Raw genomic sequence first — 17,536 nt, 5'->3', positions numbered from 1 at the left:
CCCGAGCGCTCATCACCGTCAGCCTTTAGAGGGCCTCAATGGCTAGCCACAGCTCTGCTGCAATTCGCTGGATTGTCGGTTTCGGTAGCCTGGCCCTGGCGCTGTTGTTCCTCACCCTCGGCTCACGCGCCCTGCAGGAACGCGAAGCGCTCTGGCAGCTGCAGCTGGCCAGCCAGAGCGAGCTGCAACAGCTGGCGCTACTGAGCACCCGCCAGCGCCAGGCCGCCCAGGCGCAGCTGCTCGGCGAAACCCTGGCGGCGGATGCCTGGGTGGTCGAACTGGTGCGCCAGGCCCACGCTCTGGAGCCTGCCGACCCTGCCCTGACGAGCATCCGCAATCAGCTGTATACCCGCCTGGTACCGCGCTGGCGCAACCTGCAGCCGAGCCATCCCTTCCGCCTGCTGGTGCACCTGGCACCCGCCGGCGAAGTGTTCCTGCGCGTGCACGCCCCGGAACGCCATGGCGACAACCTGAGCGACCGCCACCCGATACTGCGCGACGCCCTGCGCAGCGGTACCAGCCGCGCCGGCCTGGATCTCAGCCTGCAGGGCCTGGGCATGCGTGCGGTTACCCCGTTACGGGTCGACAGCCTCGCCGGGCCGCTCACCGTGGGGGCCATCGAAGTGGTGTACGAGGTGCTCGGCGAGCTGCAGCAGCTGGACCGGGAACTCAATGCCGGCGTTGCCCTGCTGCTGCAACCGCCCGTCCGGGTACGCGATGGCGAGGCCTTGCGCGGCCTGGAAGCGGAGCCCGGCGGCTGGCAGCTGATCGGCTCCTCCCGCCCCCAGGTTCAGGCCTGGCAGGCCGCCGGCCTGCTGCCGGCCCCGGCCGCCGGCTATAGCCGACAGCTGCTGGAGGACCAGGGGCGCAGCTACCTGCTCAACCAGTTCGTCCTGCCGGGCTACCCGCAGGACGCAGGCAGCCCGGCCACGACCCAGGCCATCGCCCTGGTATGGCGCGATATCAGCGAACTGGCGGCCATCCACCGGCGCGACCAGCGCCAGCTGGTCGGCAAATGGCTGTTGGCCTGGCTGGGAGCGGCGGCGCTGCTGCTGTTGCTGCTGCTGGCGACCAAGCGCAGCAGCCAGATCCTGCTCAGCCGTCACCGCGACGAACTACAGGCCAAGCATCGGCAGAGCGAGCAGGCGCGCCAGCTGCTGGCGGTAATCGCCGAGACCCAGGCGGCCTATATCAACGCGCAGAATCAACGCGAAGCCTTCGACGCCCTGCTCAAGCGCATCCTCGTTCTCAGCGACAGCCAGTTCGGCCTGATCGGCGAAGTGCTCCACGACGGCCAGGGCGCGCCCTATCTGCGCGCCTATGCCGTCAGCTATCAGGCCTCCAGCGACCTGCGCCGCGCAGACCAGTCTGCGCCGGACCTCGACGAACTGCTCGAACAGGCGCTGCACAGCAACAGTCCGCTGCTGCGTAATATGCCGAGCGCAGCGCCCCAGCCTGCCGGCCCGGCGGAGCCCTCCCCGCTGCTGCAGGCCTTTGCCGGTCTGCCCATCCATGCCAATGGCCAGCTGATCGGCATGCTCGGCCTGGCCAACCGGGCCGGCGGCTATGACCAGGCCTTTGTCGAATTTCTGCAGCCGCTGCTGGCCACCCTCGGCCAGTTGATCGAGGCCCTGCGTCGCGATATCCAGCGCGAACAGGCCCAGCACAGCCTGCAACGCCAGCAGGCCGCCCTGCGCGCGCTCAACGAGATCGCCGCCCTGCCGACCCTGAGCAGCCAGCAACAGCTGCGCCAGGCCCTGCAACTGGGGGCCGATTTCTACGCCGTGCCCCTGGCGATCATCAGCCAGATCGACGGCGAGGATTACCGGGTCATGGCCCAGGTCTCACCGCCGGGCGGCCTGGAAGATGGCCAGCGCTTCGCCCTCGGCGACACTTACTGCAGCATCGCCCTGCGCAGCGACGACGTGCTGGCCATCGACCAGATGGGCAAGTCGGTCCATGCCAACCACCCCTGCTACCCCCTGTTCGCCCTGGAAACCTATATCGGCATCGCCATCAGCGTGGCCGGGCAACGCTTCGGCACCCTGGCGTTCTGCGCCCACGAAGCGCGGCAGAGCCCCTTCGACGAGGCCGACCGCGAGTTTCTGCGCCTGTTCGGCCGCTGGGTCGGGGCCACCCTGGAGCGCCAGCAACAGGAACAGGCACGCCAGGTCCTGCTCGAACGCCTCGACGACGCCCAGCGCATCGCCCGCCTCGGCCACTGGGAAGCCAACCTGCAAAGCGGCGAGTTGTATTGGTCGAGCACCATCTACAGCATCTTCGGCTATGACCCTCAGCACTACCGGCCCAGCGTGGAAAACTTCAGACGTGCGCTGCACCCCGAGGATGTCGCCCTGGTCGACGCCAGCGAACAACGGGTGATGGCGGGTGGCGCGCACGACGTGGTGCACCGCATCATCTGCCCCAATGGCGAGGTGCGCTGGGTCCATGAGCGGGCGCACCTGCAGCCCGACGCACAGGGCAACATGCTGCGCCTGGTCGGCACCGTGCAGGATGTTACCGAACAGGCCAGCACCGAGGCGGCAATCAAGGCCCAGAGCGAACGCCTGGCGAGCATTATCGAAGGCACCCATATCGGCACCTGGGAATGGGATGTGCAAAGCGGGGCCATGGTATTCAACGAGCGTTGGGCGCAGATCATCGGCTACCACCTGGACGAACTGACTCCCGGCGATTTCCAGCACTGGCAACAGCTGATCCACCCCGATGACCTGGCGCTGTCCAGCGAACGGCTGCAGGCCCATTTTCGCGGCGAAACCCCCTACTACGACTGCCAGTACCGTATCCGCCACAAGCACGGCCACTGGGTCTGGGTCCACGACCGCGGCCGGGTCGAGCGCCGCGGTGAGGCCGGCCAGCCCTTGCTGATGTACGGCACCCATGCCGATATCAGCCAGACCAAGCAGCGCGAGGAAGAGATCCGCCAGGCCCGCGCCTTCCTCCAGGCGGTACTCGACTCGGCCACCGGGGTGAGCATTATCGCCACCGACACCGCCGGCCAGATCAGCCTGTTCAATACCGGGGCCGAGCGCCTGCTGGGCTATAGCGCCGCCGAGATGATCGGCCGCACCAGCCCGGCAGCCTTCCACCTGGCCAGCGAAATCGAGGCGCGCGGCGCTGCCCTGAGTCAGCACAGCGGTACGCCCGTCGAAGGTTTCGAGGTGTTTGTCCACCATGCCCGCAGCGGCGAACCGGATACCCAGCAGTGGACCTATGTGTGCAAGGATGGCAGCCAGCGGCGGGTCAACCTTACAGTCAGCGCCATCTTCGAGAACGACCGCAGCATCAGCGGCTTTCTCGGTATCGCCAGCGACATCACCGAGCTGCAACAGACCACCCGCGCCCTGCAGAAGAGCGAAAGCCGCTTTCGCGGCCTGGTGGCCAACCTGCCAGGGGCGGTCTATCGCTGCGACAACGATGCCGACTGGACCATGCGCTATATGAGCGACGAGGTGCTGAACCTGACCGGCTATCCGGCCAGCGACTTTATCGACAACCGCCAGCGCAGCTTTGCCAGCGTGATTCACCCGGACGACCTGCCCATCACCTACCAGGCCCACGAGGCCATCGCCCGCCAGCAAAGCTTCGAGCTGACCTATCGCCTGCAGCATGCCGATGGCCACAGCGTCTGGGTGCGGGAAAAAGGCCGGGCCGAATATGCCCCCGATGGCAGGCCGCTGTGGATCTCCGGGTTTATCTGGGACATCAGCGACCGCAAGGCCGTGGAGGATGCCCTCAGCGTCAGCCAGCAGCGCTTCAGCAGCGCCTTCAGCACCGCGCCCCAGGGCATGGCCCTGGTGTCCCCGCGGGGGCAATGGCTGGAGGTCAACGACGAGCTCTGCCGGATGCTCGGCTACAGCCGCGCCGAGCTGCTGCAGCTGGACTTCCAGAGCCTCACCCACCCCGACGACCTGCAAAGCGACCTGCACAGCCTGGAGGAACTGCTGGCCGGGCGGATCAACGGCTACCAGCTGGAAAAACGCTACCTGGACCGCCAGGGCCGCGCGCTCTGGGTGTTGCTGAGTGTCGCTCTGGTGCGCGATAGCCAGGGCCAGCCGGTGCATTTCGTGGTGCAGATCCAGGATTTCAGCGAGCGGGTCGAGGCCGAACGGGCGATTCGCGAACGCGAGGACTACCTGCGAACCCTGCTCGACAACGTCCTCGACGCCATCGTCACCATCGACCAGCAGGGCATCATCGAAACCTTCAACCACGCCGCCGAACGGATTTTCGGCTACAGCCTGGCCGAAGTCAGCGGGCGCAACGTCAAGCTGCTGATGCCCGAGCTGGGGCTCCCGGCCCACGATGGCTTCCTGACCCGCTACCGCCAGACCAATGAGGCCCGCCTGATCGGTACGGTGCGCGAGCTCACCGGCCTGCGCCGCAACGGCGAGCTGTTCGACATCGAGCTGGCCGTCTCGCAGATCAGCCACCAGGGCCAGCGGCGCTTTATCGCAGTGATCCACGACATCAGCGAGCGCAAGCGCATCGAACAGATGAAAAACGAATTTATCTCCACCGTCAGCCATGAGCTGCGCACCCCGCTGACCGCCATCGCCGGTTCCCTCGGGCTGATCAATGGCGGCGTGCTGGGCGAGGTGCCGGCGACCATGCAACAGATGCTGCGCATCGCCCAGGACAACAGCCAGCGCCTTAGCGAGCTGATCAACGACCTGCTCGACATGGACAAGCTGGTCGCCGGCAAGATGAGCTTCGAGCTGCTCGAACAGCCCCTGCAACCCCTTCTGGAACAGGCCGTGGCGCAGAACCAGCCCTATGCCAGCCAGTACCAGGTGCACCTGCAGCTAGGCGAACCTGCCGACGCCGACTGGGTCAGGGTCGATAGCCAGCGCCTGGCCCAGGTGCTGGCCAACCTGCTGTCGAATGCCGCCAAGTTTTCCCCCGCCGGGGAGTCCGTGGAAATCGCCGTACAAGGCCGCGGCGACTGCCTGCGCGTCAGCGTGCGCGACCACGGCCCGGGTATCGCCGAGGCCTTCAAGACGCGGATCTTCGGCAAGTTCTCCCAGGCCGATGCCACCGACACCCGAAACAAGGGCGGCACCGGCCTGGGTCTGGCCATCAGCAAGCAGCTGATCGAACACATGGACGGGCAGATCGGCTTCGACTCGGTGCCAGGCCAGGGCGCGACCTTCTGGTTCGAGCTGCCTAGGGTACCGCCGCAATGAACGCACGCGGGTCATCGCGACGGCGCTACCTGCTCAACTGGGCCATCAGCCTGGGCTTGCTGCTGCTCCTCGGCCTGGGGGTCGAGCTGTTGCTGCTGCAGTACAAGCTGCGCCAGGAGCAGGCCGATCAGCAGCGTCTCAGCGCCCATGCCGGGGAGATACGGGCGGTGCTGCTGGCCGAACTCAACGCCACCCTGCACCTGGCCACCGGGCTGGCGTCCTATATACCGGCCAAAGGCGGGCAGATCGACCCGCAGGAACTGCAACCCTGGCTCGAAGGCCTGTTCCGCCAGGGCCGCTATATTCGCAATATCGGCCTGGCCCCGGACAACCGCATCAGCTTTATCTACCCCCTGCTCGGCAACGAGGCGGCCCTCGGCCTCTACTACCCCGACCAACCCAGGCAGTGGCCCACGGTGCAGCGCATCATCGACAGCCGCCAGCCCATGCTCGATGGCCCGCTACCCCTGGTCCAGGGGGGCCGCGGGCTGGTCTATCGCATCCCGGTGTACCTCGACGAGAGCCGCTACTGGGGCCTGATCAGCACCGTGATCGACTATGACCGTCTGTATGCCGAAATCGCCGCCGTCGCCCTGCAGCGCGGCATCGACATCAACCTGCAGCCGGCCGGCCCGACGCCCAGCACGGCGCAGCACGACAGTCCCCTGGTACGCCTGTCGGTGCCCCTGGCCGGGGCCAACTGGCAACTCGAGGCCCGCGACCTGCGTCCGCACCCGCCACTGCCGGCCTGGCTGCGCCTGCTCGGCTGGGGCCTGGCGAGTGGCTGCGCGGCGCTGATCGGCCTGTCCCTGCACACCCAGCATCGCCAGACCCGGCTGCTGCTGGCGCTCAACCAGAGCCAGCGGCAGTTCCTCCAGGCCTTCGACATGACCCCCCAGGGCCTGGCCCTGCTCGATGCCCAGGGCCATCTGCTGGCCTGCAACCAGGCGCTCTGCCAGCTGCTGCAGCGTCGTGCGGACAGCCTGCTGCGCCAGCCCCTGGCGCAATTCTGCGCGCCGGCCCAGCAGCCGCTGCTGCAGGCCCAGCTGGCCGCCACCGTTCAGGGGCAGAACCGCAGCTGGACCCAGGCCCTGCTCGACGCCCATGGCCAGGCCATCGACGTGCAACTCAGCGCCGCCGTACTCAGCAGCGCCCAGGACGCCACCTCCGTGCGCATCCTGCATGTACAGGACATCCGCGAAAGCAAGCGCCTGGAACGCCTGCAGCGCGAGTTCACCTCGACCGTCAGCCACGAACTGCGCACCCCGCTCACCGCCATCAGTGGGGCCCTGGGTCTGATCAATGGTGGCGCGCTGGGCGAAGTACCGGCGGCCATGCAGCAGATGTTGCGTATCGCCCAGGACAACAGCCAGCGCCTCAGCGCGCTGATCAACGACCTGCTCGACATGGACAAGCTGATCGCCGGCAAGATGCGCTTCGAGATGCTCGAACAGCCCCTGCGCCCCCTGCTGGAGCAGGCCGTGGCGCAGAACCAGCCCTATGCCAGCCAGTACCAGGTCCAGCTGCAGCTCGTCGAGCCGGTCGACGAGGCCTGGGTGTGCGTTGACCGCCAGCGGCTGGAACAGGTGCTGAGCAACCTGCTGGCTAATGCGGCGAAGTTTTCCCCCGCCGGGCAAACCGTGGACATCGCCGTGCAGCCCGGCAGCGACTGCCTGCGCGTGTGTGTGCGCGACCACGGCCCGGGTATCGCCGAGGCCTTCAAGACGCGGATCTTCGCCAAGTTCGCCCAGGCCGACGCCACCGACACCCGGCGCCAGGGCGGCACCGGCCTGGGCCTGGCCATCAGCAAGCAGCTGATCGAACACATGGGCGGGCAGATCGGCTTCGACTCGGTCCCCGGCCAGGGCGCAACCTTCTGGTTCGAGCTGCCCCGGGTCACGCCGCCATAAGCCGATAACTGTTCATCCACCGCCATTCTGGCCTAGGCTTTGGCCAGACCACTGGCCCCCGGCGGCCGCGCAGCGCGCTGGCCAAATGCAGGTGCGATGGGCAACACTGGGCCCACCGCCGCGCCAGCCCGCCGACCAAGGACACGCCCGATGCCTGAACTCAAACGTATTCTGCATGTGGAAGATGACCCCTCGATCCAGGCCGTGGCCAAGGTTGCCCTGGAGGCCGTGGGCGGATTCAGCGTGCTCAGCTGCTCCTCCGGTCAGGAAGCCCTGGACCAGGTGCTGGGCTTCGCCCCCGACTTTATCCTGCTGGATGTGATGATGCCGGACATGGATGGCCCGCAAACCCTGACAAAACTCCGCGAACTGGTGGACATCGGCCTGATCCCCGTGGCCTTTATGACCGCCAAGGTGCAGCCCAGCGAGATCGCCCATTACCGCAGCCTGGGAGCCACCGACGTGATCATCAAGCCGTTCAACCCCATGCAGCTGTCGACGCAGATCCGCGCCATCTGGGACCGTGCCCATGGATAAACGCCAGCAACAACTGCAACAGCTGCAGGCCCACCTGCAACAGCTCGGCGAGCAATTCGCCCAACGCCTGCAGCAGGAGCTGCCCGAGCTGGCCGGCAAGGCCCGGCAACTGCAGCAGGCCGACGATGTCGAGAGCCAGCAGCACCTGCTCAGTAGCCTGCGTGACCAGCTGCACAAACTCGCCGGCAGCGCCGGCACCTTCGGCTTCAACGGCCTGGGCCAGCAGGCCCGGGAGCTGGAGCAACAGGCCGAGCAATGGCTGGACAGCCTGCAACAGAAACAGCAGCGCCTGCAGGACTTTATCCACGGCCTCGAGCGCCTGGCCGAGCAGCCACAATTAATCGAGCCAGAAGCCGCCCCCGCAGGTACCAGCGCGCGCCTGGCCAGCCTCGCCAGCACGACCTGCGCCCGGGTCATCTATATCCTCGAAGACGAATCCAGCATCGGCGAAAACATTCGCCTGACCCTCAACACCTTCGGCTACAAGGCCGAGCATTTCAGCCGTATCGAGGCGCTTGATGCAGCCATCGCCAAGCACCTGCCCGACGCGCTGATCATCGACGTCAACCTGCCCGAGGAAAACCAGACCGGGCTGGACTACGCCGCGGCGCTGAACCAGCGCCTGGAAGAACCGCTGCCCCTGCTGGTACTGACCACCCAGAACGATTTCGCCACCCAGTTGCAGGCGGTCCGCGCTGGGGCCCAGGGCTTCTTCACCAAACCGCTGGATATCACCAAGCTGGAAAACCGTCTGGAGCGCTGTTTCGCCCAGCAAAATGGCGAACCCTACCGGGTCATGATCGTCGACGACGACCGCGACCTGGCCAGCCGTTACAGCCTGGTGCTGCGCGGTGCCGACATGCTGGTGGAAACCCTGCAGAACCCCGAGCAGATCCTCGCCGCCATGGCCAGTTTCAACCCGGAGGTGCTGCTGCTCGACATCAACATGCCGAACTATGGCGGCCCGGAACTGGCGCAGATCATCCGGTTCAATGACGACTGGCTGCGCGTGCCGATCATCTACCTGTCGGCGGAAACCGCCATCACTCGGCAGATGGGCGCACTGGTCAAGGCCGGCGACGACTTCATCACCAAGCCGATCTCCGACAACAGCCTGATCACTACGGTCTTCGCCCGCGCCCAGCGCGCCCGTCTGCTGAGCAATGCACTGTCGCGCGACAGCCTGACCGGCCTGCTCAAGCACGCCGACATCAAGGAGCAGGTGGCCCTCGAGCAGGAACGCGGCCTGCGCAGCGGCAAGTCTGCCAGCGTGGTGATGCTCGATATCGACCACTTCAAGCAGGTCAACGACAACTATGGCCATGTGGTCGGCGACAGCGTTATCCGCGCCCTGGCCAACCTGTTGCGCCAACGCCTACGGCGCATCGACAGCCTCGGCCGCTACGGCGGCGAGGAATTCCTGGCGGTACTGCCCGATTGCTCCGCGGCACAGGCCGAACGCATCGTCGATGAGATTCGCCAGCAGTTCTCGGCCATCTGCTTTAGCGCCGGCGACAGAGAATTCAACGTCACCCTCAGCGCCGGTATCGCCGGGGCACCGGACCTGACTGCCAGCGAGCTGATGGAGCAGGCTGACCGCGCCCTGTACCAGGCCAAGCACAGCGGCCGCAATCAGGTGCGCCTGGCCGAATAACGGCTACACCAGACGCGGCAGGCCCCAATGCAGCGCCAGCCCCAGCACCGCGCAGGCCCCTATCACTTCGATCACCCCGCGCTTGAACCTGAACAGCGCCAGCGCAGCGGCCAGGGCCAGCAGCGCCGAAGGCCCGTCGAAGCGGCCGGCGAAACCCTCGGGCCAGAGCACGTGGTAGCCGAAGAACAGCGCCAGGTTGAGGATCACCCCGACCACCGCCGCGGTAATCGCAGTCAGCGGTGCGGTGAACTTCAGTTCGCCATGGGTCGATTCCACCAGCGGGCCGCCGGCGAGGATAAACAGGAAGGACGGCAGAAAGGTAAACCAGGTGACCAGCGCCGCTGCCACTGCACCGCTGACAAAGCCTGAATCGCCAGCGAATATCGGCTGCAGATAAGCCCCGACAAAGGCCACGAAAGCCACCACCATGATCAGCGGCCCCGGCGTAGTTTCGCCCAGGGCCAGGCCGTCGATCATCTGTGTCGGAGCCAGCCAGCCATAGTGACCGACGGCCCCCTGGTAGACATAGGGCAGCACCGCATAGGCCCCGCCGAAGGTCAGCAACGCCGCCTTGGTGAAGAACCAGGCCATCTGCGTCAGGGTACCGTCCCAGCCGTACAGTGCGCTCAGCAGGCCCATGGGCAGCAGCCACAGCAACGCACCAATCAGCAGCAGCCAGACCAGCCGGCCGGCGCGAAAGCGTGCATGTTCGGGTGTCGGCGTGTCGTCGTCGAGCAGCGCCGGGCCGAAGGATTTATCGGCCGGCGCATGGCCGCCGCCCAGGCTGAATTGCGCCGGCAGCAAGCGCCCGCCGAGATAACCCAGCAGCGCTGCGCCAAGCACAATCAACGGAAAGGGCAGATTGAGGGCGAAAATGGCGACAAAGGACGCCCCGGCAATGCCCCACAGCCAGTTGTTCTTCAAGGCTCGCGAGCCAATGCGCCAGGCCGCCTGCATAACGATGGCGGTGACCGCTGGCTTGATCCCGTAGAAGATCCCCGCCACCAGGGGCACATCGCCGAAGGCGATATAAACCCAGGACAGGCCGATCAGGATAAACAGCGACGGCAGCACGAACAGCACCCCGGCGATCACCCCGCCCCAGGTGCGGTGCATCAGCCAGCCGATATAGGTGGCCAGCTGCTGCGCCTCCGGCCCGGGCAGCAGCATGCAGTAATTCAGGGCATGCAGAAAACGCCGTTCGGATAGCCAGCGGCGCTTCTCCACCAGCTCCTGATGCATGATGGCGATCTGCCCGGCCGGGCCACCGAAGCTGATCAGGCCGAGCTTCAGCCAGAAGCAGAAGGCCTCGAACAGGCTGACCACTGGCGGGATTTTATCGGCGGATTGCGGGTCGGACATTGAGGTACGGGCTCATCGAGATGGAAACGGCGGCGACACTATAGCGCCGTGCGCATGACACTCACCGCTGCGACGCTGCAGCTGGCATGCCAAATTGCGTATATCCTTGATCCAGAGCCCGCCTCTACTCCCTCAACCTGTCCGTGAAGCCTTCCGTGAATATCCGTCACTCGTTAGCAAACCTGCTGCTGATCTGCAGCTGCGTTGTAGTTGCATCGAACAGTCTTGCCGCCAACAAACCCCAGGAACTTGCCGCCGGCAGCGCCCTGGTAGTCGATCTGCAGACCAACCAGGTGCTCTATGAGCGCAATGCCGATGTGGTGGTCCCCATCGCCTCGGTCACCAAACTGATGACCGCCATGGTCACCCTGGACGCCAAACTGCCGCTGGATCAGCAGCTGCCAATCATGATTCGCGACAACCCGGACATGCGCGGGGTGTTCTCCCGCGTGCGCGTGGGCAGCGAGCTAAGCCGCCGCGACATGCTGCTGCTGGCCCTGATGGCCTCGGAAAACCGCGCCGCGGCCAGCCTGGCGCACCATTATCCGGGCGGCCACGCAGCCTTTGTCGCGGCCATGAACGCCAAGGCCAAGGCCCTGGGCATGCAGCACTCGCGCTTTGCCGAACCGACCGGGCTGTCGGAACAAAACGTCTCCAGCGCCCGCGACCTGGTGATACTGCTCAAGGCCGCACGCCAGTACCCGCTGATCAGCCAGTTCAGCACCACCTCGGAAAAGACCCAGGCGTTTCGCAAACCCAACTACAGCCTGGGTTTCCGCAACACCAACAACCTGGTGCGCAAGCCCGGCTGGAGCGTGCAGCTGAGCAAGACCGGCTACACCGACGAAGCCGGCCGCTGCCTGGTGATGAATACGGTCATGAAACAGCGCCCGGTGGCGTTCGTGGTGCTGGATGCCTTCGGCAAGTACACCCATATGGCCGACGCCAACCGTATCAAGCGCTGGCTGGAGACCGGCAAGGTCACAGCCGTGCCGCCCGCGGCCATCAGCTACCGCGAGCAGAAACTGGCGCAGCGCCGACAGGCCGCGCAATAACCGCTGGCTCTCAGAGCTTGAGACCCAACAATGGCTGGTGCAGACCCATTACCAGGAAACGCGCCAGCTCCCTCAGCGGCAGGGCTTTGCTGATCAGGTAGCCCTGCACCTGATCGCAGCCGAACTGGCGCAACAGCGACAGCTGCTCGGCGTTTTCCACGCCCTCGCCGACCACCTGCAGATTGAGGTTGTGCGCCAGGTTGATCATCGCCCGCACCAGCTGGCGATTTTCCGCGCGCTCGCCCATGCCGCCGACAAAGCTCTTGTCGATCTTCAGCAGGGTGATCGGCAGGTTGTTGAGGTGCACGAACGACGAGAAACCGGTGCCGAAGTCGTCCAGGGAAAAGCGCACGCCCAGACGCGCGAGGGCCAGCATGGTCTGCTGCACCTGGTCACTGCGGCGCATCACCGCGGTCTCGGTCAGTTCGAACTCCAGCCACTGCGCATCAACTCCACGCTCGTCGATCAGGCGGCGCAGGGTCGGCAGCAGTTGGCTGTCCTGAAACTGGCGGAACGACAGGTTGATCGCCATATGCAGCGCCGGCAGGCCGCGGCCGCGCAGCCACTGCATATCGCGCAGGGCACGGGAAATCACCCAATAGCCGAGCGGCACAATCAGCCCGCTCTCCTCGGCCAGGGGCACGAATTCGTTGGGATAGAGCAGGCCATGTTCGCTATGCCGCCAGCGTACCAGCGCCTCCAGGCCGACAATCCGCCCGCTCTCCAGGCACAGCCGTGGCTGGTAGTGCAGCTCCAGCTCGTCGCGACGCAGGGCGCGGCGCAGTTCACTTTCCAGGTCCGCCCGATTGCGCGCACTGCGGTTGATCCGCTCGTCATAGATATGGAAGGTGCAGCCCTGCTGGCTTTTGGCCTGCTGCATGGCGATATGTGCATGCCACATCAGCGGGTCGGCGGTGCTGCCCGCTCGGGCATGGGCCAGGCCCAGGCTGCAACCGATCAGCAGGCTCTCGCCCTCCACCCAGTAGGGTTCGCCCAGGGCCTCGGTGAGCCGTGCGGACAGGCGTTCGACACGCTGCGGATCACGCCGGGTGTCCAGCAGCAGGGCGAACTCGTCGCTGCCCAGACGCGCCAGCTGGTCACTGCCCTGCAGCTCGGCCTTGATCCGCGCCACCACCTGCAGGATCAGGCTGTCGCCGCCCTGGTAACCGAGGGCGTCGTTGGCATGGCGGAAATTGTCCAGGTCCAGGTGGCCGAGGGTCACCCCGCGCCCGTCGCTCTCGGCCAGGCGGGCCGCCAGCAGGGTCTGAAAGCCCTGGCGATTGGCAATCCCGGTCAGGGCATCCTGCTCGGCCAGCAGCTGCAGGGCCTCCTGCAGCTGCTGGCGTTCACGGGCATAGCGCAGGCAACGGCGCAAGCCGTCAGGCGTCAGGTGGCCCCGCACCAGCCAGTCGCAGCCCCCTGGCGGGGCTTCGGCAGGCTCGGCATCGAGCAGCAGGATGATCGGCAAGTGGCTGTCTTGTGCCGCCGGCAGACAGGCCGGCGTAGTCAGCAGAAGGGCATTGCGCGAATCCTCGAACAGGCTGCTGGCCGCCGCCCAGGACGGCGCGCTGATCACCGATACGCCCTGCCCCAACTGCGCCAGGCAGGCGTCCAGCTGCGCGGCCCAACTGGCGTCAGCGGCCAGCAACAGCAAACGCAACGGTTCTGACGGTGCGGACAAACAACCTCCCCGGGATCAAATGGTAAATGCCCAGCTCCAAGGACCGCTGCGATCGACCCGCGCCCCGCTCCGGGGTAGCGGCCGCCGCAAGCCTAGGGGCTGTTGTCGGTGCGATGCAAGCCGCATGGCCGCGGCCGTGGTGCAAGCGCAACAGCCCGCACAGCAGTCAAATTAACCAGGAGCCCAGCCGCCGGCCAGCACCTTCGGTGCATCCTGTGAGCGGCATCATAAGTAGGGCGAGATATCGACCGTGGTCGGGGGGAAACAGCCGGTAATTGCTAATGCAAGGACGCCACGCGCGCCGGTGCCTGAGCCCCGCGCAAGGCAAGAAAGCCCTCTAGCTCGCGCAATGGCAGCGCCTTGCTGATTAGATAGCCTTGCACCTGGTCGCAGCCGAACTGCTGCAATAGGTCGAGGTCTTCTTCGCTCTCCACCCCCTCGGCCACCACTTCCAGGCCCAGGTTGCGCGCCAGGTTGATCATGGCGTTGACCAGCCGGCACTGCTCAGGGCGCAGGTGCATGCCGCTGACAAAACTCTTGTCCAGCTTGAGCAGGGCAATCGGCAGGCTGGCCAGGTGCACGAAGGAGGAAAAGCCGGTGCCGAAGTCATCCAGGGAGAAACGCACACCCAGTTCGCCCAGGGTCTGCATGGTATTGAGCACATAGTCGCTGCGCTGCATCACCGCGGTTTCCGTCAGTTCGAACTCCAGCCAGCGGGCATCCACCCCGGAGCCGGCAATCAGGCGCTGCACGGTGGGTAGCAACTGGCTGTCCTGAAACTGGCTGAACGACAGGTTGATCGCCATGTGCAGGCTCAGGCCGCGCTCGCTTAGCCAGCGGGCATCATGCAGGGCACGGGCGATAACCCAGTAGCCGAGCGGCACGATCAGGCCGCTCTGCTCGGCCAGGGGAATAAAGTCCTGGGGGTAGAGCAGCCCCCGCTGCGGATGCCGCCAGCGCACCAGCCCCTCGAGCCCGACCACCTCGCCGCTGGCCAGGTCCAGCCGCGGCTGGTAGAACAGCTCGAGTTCGTCGCGGCGCAGGGCGCGGCGCAGTTCGGCCTCGATATCGGCCAGGCTGCGAATGTCGCTGGACATGCGCTCGTCATAGAGGTGATGGGTACAGCCCTGGCGGCTCTTGGCCTGCTGCATCGCCATATGGGCATGCCACAGCAGCGGATCGGCATCCTCACCTGCGCGGCTATAAGCCAGGCCCAGGCTGCAGCCCAGCGACAGGCTCTCGCCCTGCAGCCAGTAGGGCTCGCCCAGCGACTCCATCAGTGCCTGCACCACGGCATCGACCCGCGTCGGCGCTTCGCTGATATCCAGCAGCAAGGCGAACTCGTCGCCGCCGATACGGCCCAGCACATCACGCGCCCCCAGCACCTGCTGCAAACGCTGCACCACCTGCTGGATCAGCTCGTCGCCGGCCCGATGGCCGAGGCTGTCATTGGCATGATTGAAGTTGTCCAGATCCAGATAACCGAGCAGCAGGCCACGGCCACGGTTGGCCTGCAGACGTTTGTGCAACAGCGCCTGGAAGCCCTGGCGGTTGGGGATACCGGTCAGCGGGTCCTGCTTGGCCAGGCGCTGCAAGGCCAGCAATTGCTGGCTGTAATGCAGGCAGCGACGCAGAACCTCGCCATTCAGGCTGTCGCGCGCCAGCCAGTCGCAGATATCGGCGGGCAGCTGGCTCGGCGCACTGTCGAGCAGCAGGATAGGCGGCAGCGGGCATTGGCTGGCGGTAGGCAGGCATTCCGGGGTAGCGAACACCAGATCGGGCAAGCGGCCCTGATACAGGCTCTGCGCATCACTCCAACTGCCGGCGGCAAACAGCCAGACAGGTTCGTCCTGTTCGGCTAGCAGCTTGTCCAGCAACGCCACCCAATGGGGTTCGGTGGACAGGATCAGCAGTCGCGAGAAATCAGTTGGGCAGGACACACGGCCTCCAGCGCTCGCTATTTAATAAACTACTTTAAGTTATAGACGCACTTACCTAATACATTGCAATAATTTTTTTGTACAGCCGGTTTTACCTAGCACTCGTCGGTGACTGCTCAGCAGCCCTGCGCAACCCTGATAGAATCGCCTGCCTTTTCTCCAGTTCATGTTCCCATGTCCCGACTCAACCCCCGGCAACAAGAAGCCGTGAACTACGTCGGCGGCCCTCTTTTGGTGCTCGCCGGCGCAGGCTCCGGCAAGACCAGCGTGATTACCCGCAAGATCGCCCACCTGGTGCAGAACTGCGGCATCCAGGCCCGCCATATCGTCGCCATGACCTTTACCAACAAGGCCGCCCGCGAGATGAAGGAGCGCGTCGGCACCCTGCTCAAAGGCCCCGAGGCGCGCGGCCTGACGGTGTCGACCTTCCACAACCTGGGGATGAACATCATCCGCAAGGAATACGCGGCGCTGGGCTACAAGCCGGGCTTCTCGATCTTCGACGAGGGCGATATCAAGGCGCTGCTCAGCGACATCATGCAGAAGGAGTATGCCGGCGACGACGGCATCGACGAGATCAAGAACTACATCGGCAGCTGGAAAAACGACCTGATCCTGCCCGAGCAGGCCCTGGCCGAATCGCGGGGCCCCAAGGAACAGACCGCCGCCATCGTCTACCTGCACTACCAGCGCACGCTCAAGGCGTACAACGCGGTGGACTTCGACGACCTGATCCTGATGCCGGTGAAGCTGTTCCAGGACAATCCGGCCATCCTGGAAAAGTGGCAGAACCGCATCCGCTATCTGCTGGTCGACGAATACCAGGACACCAATGCCAGCCAGTACCTGCTGGTGAAGCTGCTGGTGGGCATGCGCAACCAGTTCACCGTGGTCGGCGACGATGACCAGTCGATCTACGCCTGGCGCGGCGCGCGCCCGGAAAACCTGATGCTGCTGAAGGAGGATTACCCCTCGCTGAAGGTGGTGATGCTCGAGCAGAACTACCGCTCCACCAGCCGCATCCTCAAGTGCGCCAACATCCTGATCGCCAACAACCCCCATGAGTTCGAGAAACAGCTGTGGAGCGAGATGGGCATGGGCGACGAGATCCGCGTGATCCGCTGCAAGAACGAAGACGCCGAGTGCGAGCGGGTGGCCCTGGAAATTCTTACCGAGCACCTGCGCACCCAGCGTCCCTACAGCGATTACGCCATCCTCTATCGCGGCAACTACCAGGCCAAGCTGATGGAGCTGAAGTTGCAGCACCACCAGATTCCCTATCGCCTGTCCGGCGGCACCAGCTTCTTCGCCCGCCAGGAGGTGAAGGACCTGATGAGCTACTTCCGCCTGCTGGTCAACCCGGATGACGACAACGCCTTCCTGCGGGTGATCAACGTGCCGCGCCGCGAGATCGGCTCCACCACATTGGAAAAGCTCGGCAACTACGCCACCGCACGCAAGATCAGCATGTACGCTGCCGCCGGCGAGATGGGCCTGGGCGAACAGCTGGACGCGCGCTATACCGAACGCCTGGCACGCTTCACCAAGTGGATGGACCGGGTGCGCCAGGAGTGCGCGCAGAACGACCCGATTGCGGCGATCCGCAGCATGGTCATGGATATCGACTACGAAAACTGGCTGCGGCAGAACGCCTCCAGCGACAAGGTCGCCGACGCGCGCATGGGCAACGTCTGGTTCCTCGTTGAGGCGCTGAAGAACACCCTGGAGCGCGACGAAGACGGCGAGATGACCATCGAGGACGCCATCGGCAAGCTGGTCTTGCGCGACATGCTCGAGCGTCAGCAGGAGGAAGAGGAAGGTGCCGAAGGTGTGCAGATGATGACCCTGCATGCCTCCAAGGGCCTGGAATATCCGTCGGTGTACATCCTCGGCGTAGAGGAAGAAATCCTCCCCCACCGCTCCAGCATCGAGGCCGACACGGTCGAGGAAGAGCGCCGCCTGGCCTACGTCGGCATCACCCGCGCCAAGCGCAACCTGACCATGACCTTCGCCGCCAAGCGCAAGCAGTACGGCGAGATCATCGAGTGTTCGCCAAGCCGTTTTCTCGATGAGCTGCCGCCCGAGGACCTGGTCTGGGAAGGTCTGGACGACGCGCCACCCGAGGTCAAGGCCGCCACCGGCAACTCGGCACTGGCCAATATGCGCGCGATGTTGAAGAAGTAGGTTTGT

At 65.4% G+C, this 17,536-nt stretch carries 9 protein-coding genes; 6 read left to right on the top strand and 3 right to left on the bottom strand.

Features of this window, described 5'->3' with window-relative positions:
- The first annotated feature begins 38 nt into the window (after positions 1-38).
- The 4 genes from WMW70_RS00815 (at position 39) to WMW70_RS00800 (ending at position 9,308) form a co-directional block, all read left to right on the top strand.
- The gene (locus WMW70_RS00815) at positions 39-5,207 is read left to right on the top strand and encodes a PAS domain S-box protein (RefSeq protein WP_341435629.1); all 5,169 of its coding nucleotides are present in this window, start codon (positions 39-41) and stop codon (positions 5,205-5,207) included.
- A complete protein-coding gene (locus WMW70_RS00810; protein WP_341435628.1) occupies positions 5,204-7,117 on the top strand; it encodes an ATP-binding protein in 1,914 nt (637 codons plus the stop codon). The genes WMW70_RS00815 and WMW70_RS00810 overlap by 4 nt, the downstream gene beginning before the upstream one ends.
- 150 nt (positions 7,118-7,267) lie before the next feature.
- Complete coding sequence (locus WMW70_RS00805) at positions 7,268-7,654, top strand: response regulator (protein WP_341435627.1); 387 nt, start codon at positions 7,268-7,270, stop codon at positions 7,652-7,654.
- Complete coding sequence (locus tag WMW70_RS00800) at positions 7,647-9,308, top strand: diguanylate cyclase (RefSeq protein ID WP_341435626.1); 1,662 nt, start codon at positions 7,647-7,649, stop codon at positions 9,306-9,308. Before WMW70_RS00805 ends, WMW70_RS00800 begins: the two co-directional genes overlap by 8 nt.
- Before the next feature lie 3 nt (positions 9,309-9,311).
- Here WMW70_RS00800 and chrA read toward each other — a convergent pair whose 3' ends face one another.
- Positions 9,312-10,670 carry a chromate efflux transporter gene (chrA, locus tag WMW70_RS00795; protein WP_341435625.1) on the bottom strand — a complete coding sequence of 453 codons (1,359 nt, stop codon included), beginning with the start codon at positions 10,668-10,670 and terminating at the stop codon, positions 9,312-9,314.
- Positions 10,671-10,825: 155 nt separating this feature from the next.
- Here chrA and pbpG point away from each other — a divergent pair, with 155 nt between their 5' ends.
- Positions 10,826-11,725, top strand: coding sequence for a D-alanyl-D-alanine endopeptidase (gene pbpG / locus WMW70_RS00790; protein ID WP_341435624.1), 900 nt, complete (start codon positions 10,826-10,828; stop codon positions 11,723-11,725).
- A 10-nt stretch (positions 11,726-11,735) separates the two neighbouring features.
- Here pbpG and WMW70_RS00785 read toward each other — a convergent pair whose 3' ends face one another.
- On the bottom strand, positions 11,736-13,406 hold the full coding sequence (locus WMW70_RS00785) for a putative bifunctional diguanylate cyclase/phosphodiesterase (RefSeq protein WP_341435623.1): 1,671 nt from the start codon (positions 13,404-13,406) through the stop codon (positions 11,736-11,738).
- Positions 13,407-13,684: 278 nt separating this feature from the next.
- A complete protein-coding gene (locus WMW70_RS00780; protein WP_341435622.1) occupies positions 13,685-15,346 on the bottom strand; it encodes a putative bifunctional diguanylate cyclase/phosphodiesterase in 1,662 nt (553 codons plus the stop codon).
- Between the two features lie 174 nt (positions 15,347-15,520).
- Between WMW70_RS00780 and rep the strand changes: the two genes are divergently transcribed.
- A complete protein-coding gene (rep, locus tag WMW70_RS00775; protein WP_341435621.1) occupies positions 15,521-17,530 on the top strand; it encodes a DNA helicase Rep in 2,010 nt (669 codons plus the stop codon).
- Positions 17,531-17,536: the final 6 nt, after the last annotated feature.

Origin of the sequence: Pseudomonas sp. XK-1 (assembly GCF_038069885.1) — a bacterium.
Classification (GTDB): Bacteria; Pseudomonadota; Gammaproteobacteria; order Pseudomonadales; family Pseudomonadaceae; genus Aquipseudomonas.
This window is presented reverse-complemented; position numbering and strand designations above follow the sequence as displayed.

What these genes read in the sequence shown, in the direction of transcription:
- WMW70_RS00805 (WP_341435627.1), top strand. Translation starts at nt 7,268, where the DNA reads ATGCCTGAACTCAAACGTATTCTGCATGTGGAAGATGACCCCTCGATC.
- chrA (WP_341435625.1), bottom strand. Translation starts at nt 10,670, where the DNA reads ATGTCCGACCCGCAATCCGCCGATAAAATCCCGCCAGTGGTCAGCCTG.
- WMW70_RS00800 (WP_341435626.1), top strand. Translation starts at nt 7,647, where the DNA reads ATGGATAAACGCCAGCAACAACTGCAACAGCTGCAGGCCCACCTGCAA.
- WMW70_RS00810 (WP_341435628.1), top strand. Translation starts at nt 5,204, where the DNA reads ATGAACGCACGCGGGTCATCGCGACGGCGCTACCTGCTCAACTGGGCC.
- rep (WP_341435621.1), top strand. Translation starts at nt 15,521, where the DNA reads ATGTCCCGACTCAACCCCCGGCAACAAGAAGCCGTGAACTACGTCGGC.
- WMW70_RS00815 (WP_341435629.1), top strand. Translation starts at nt 39, where the DNA reads ATGGCTAGCCACAGCTCTGCTGCAATTCGCTGGATTGTCGGTTTCGGT.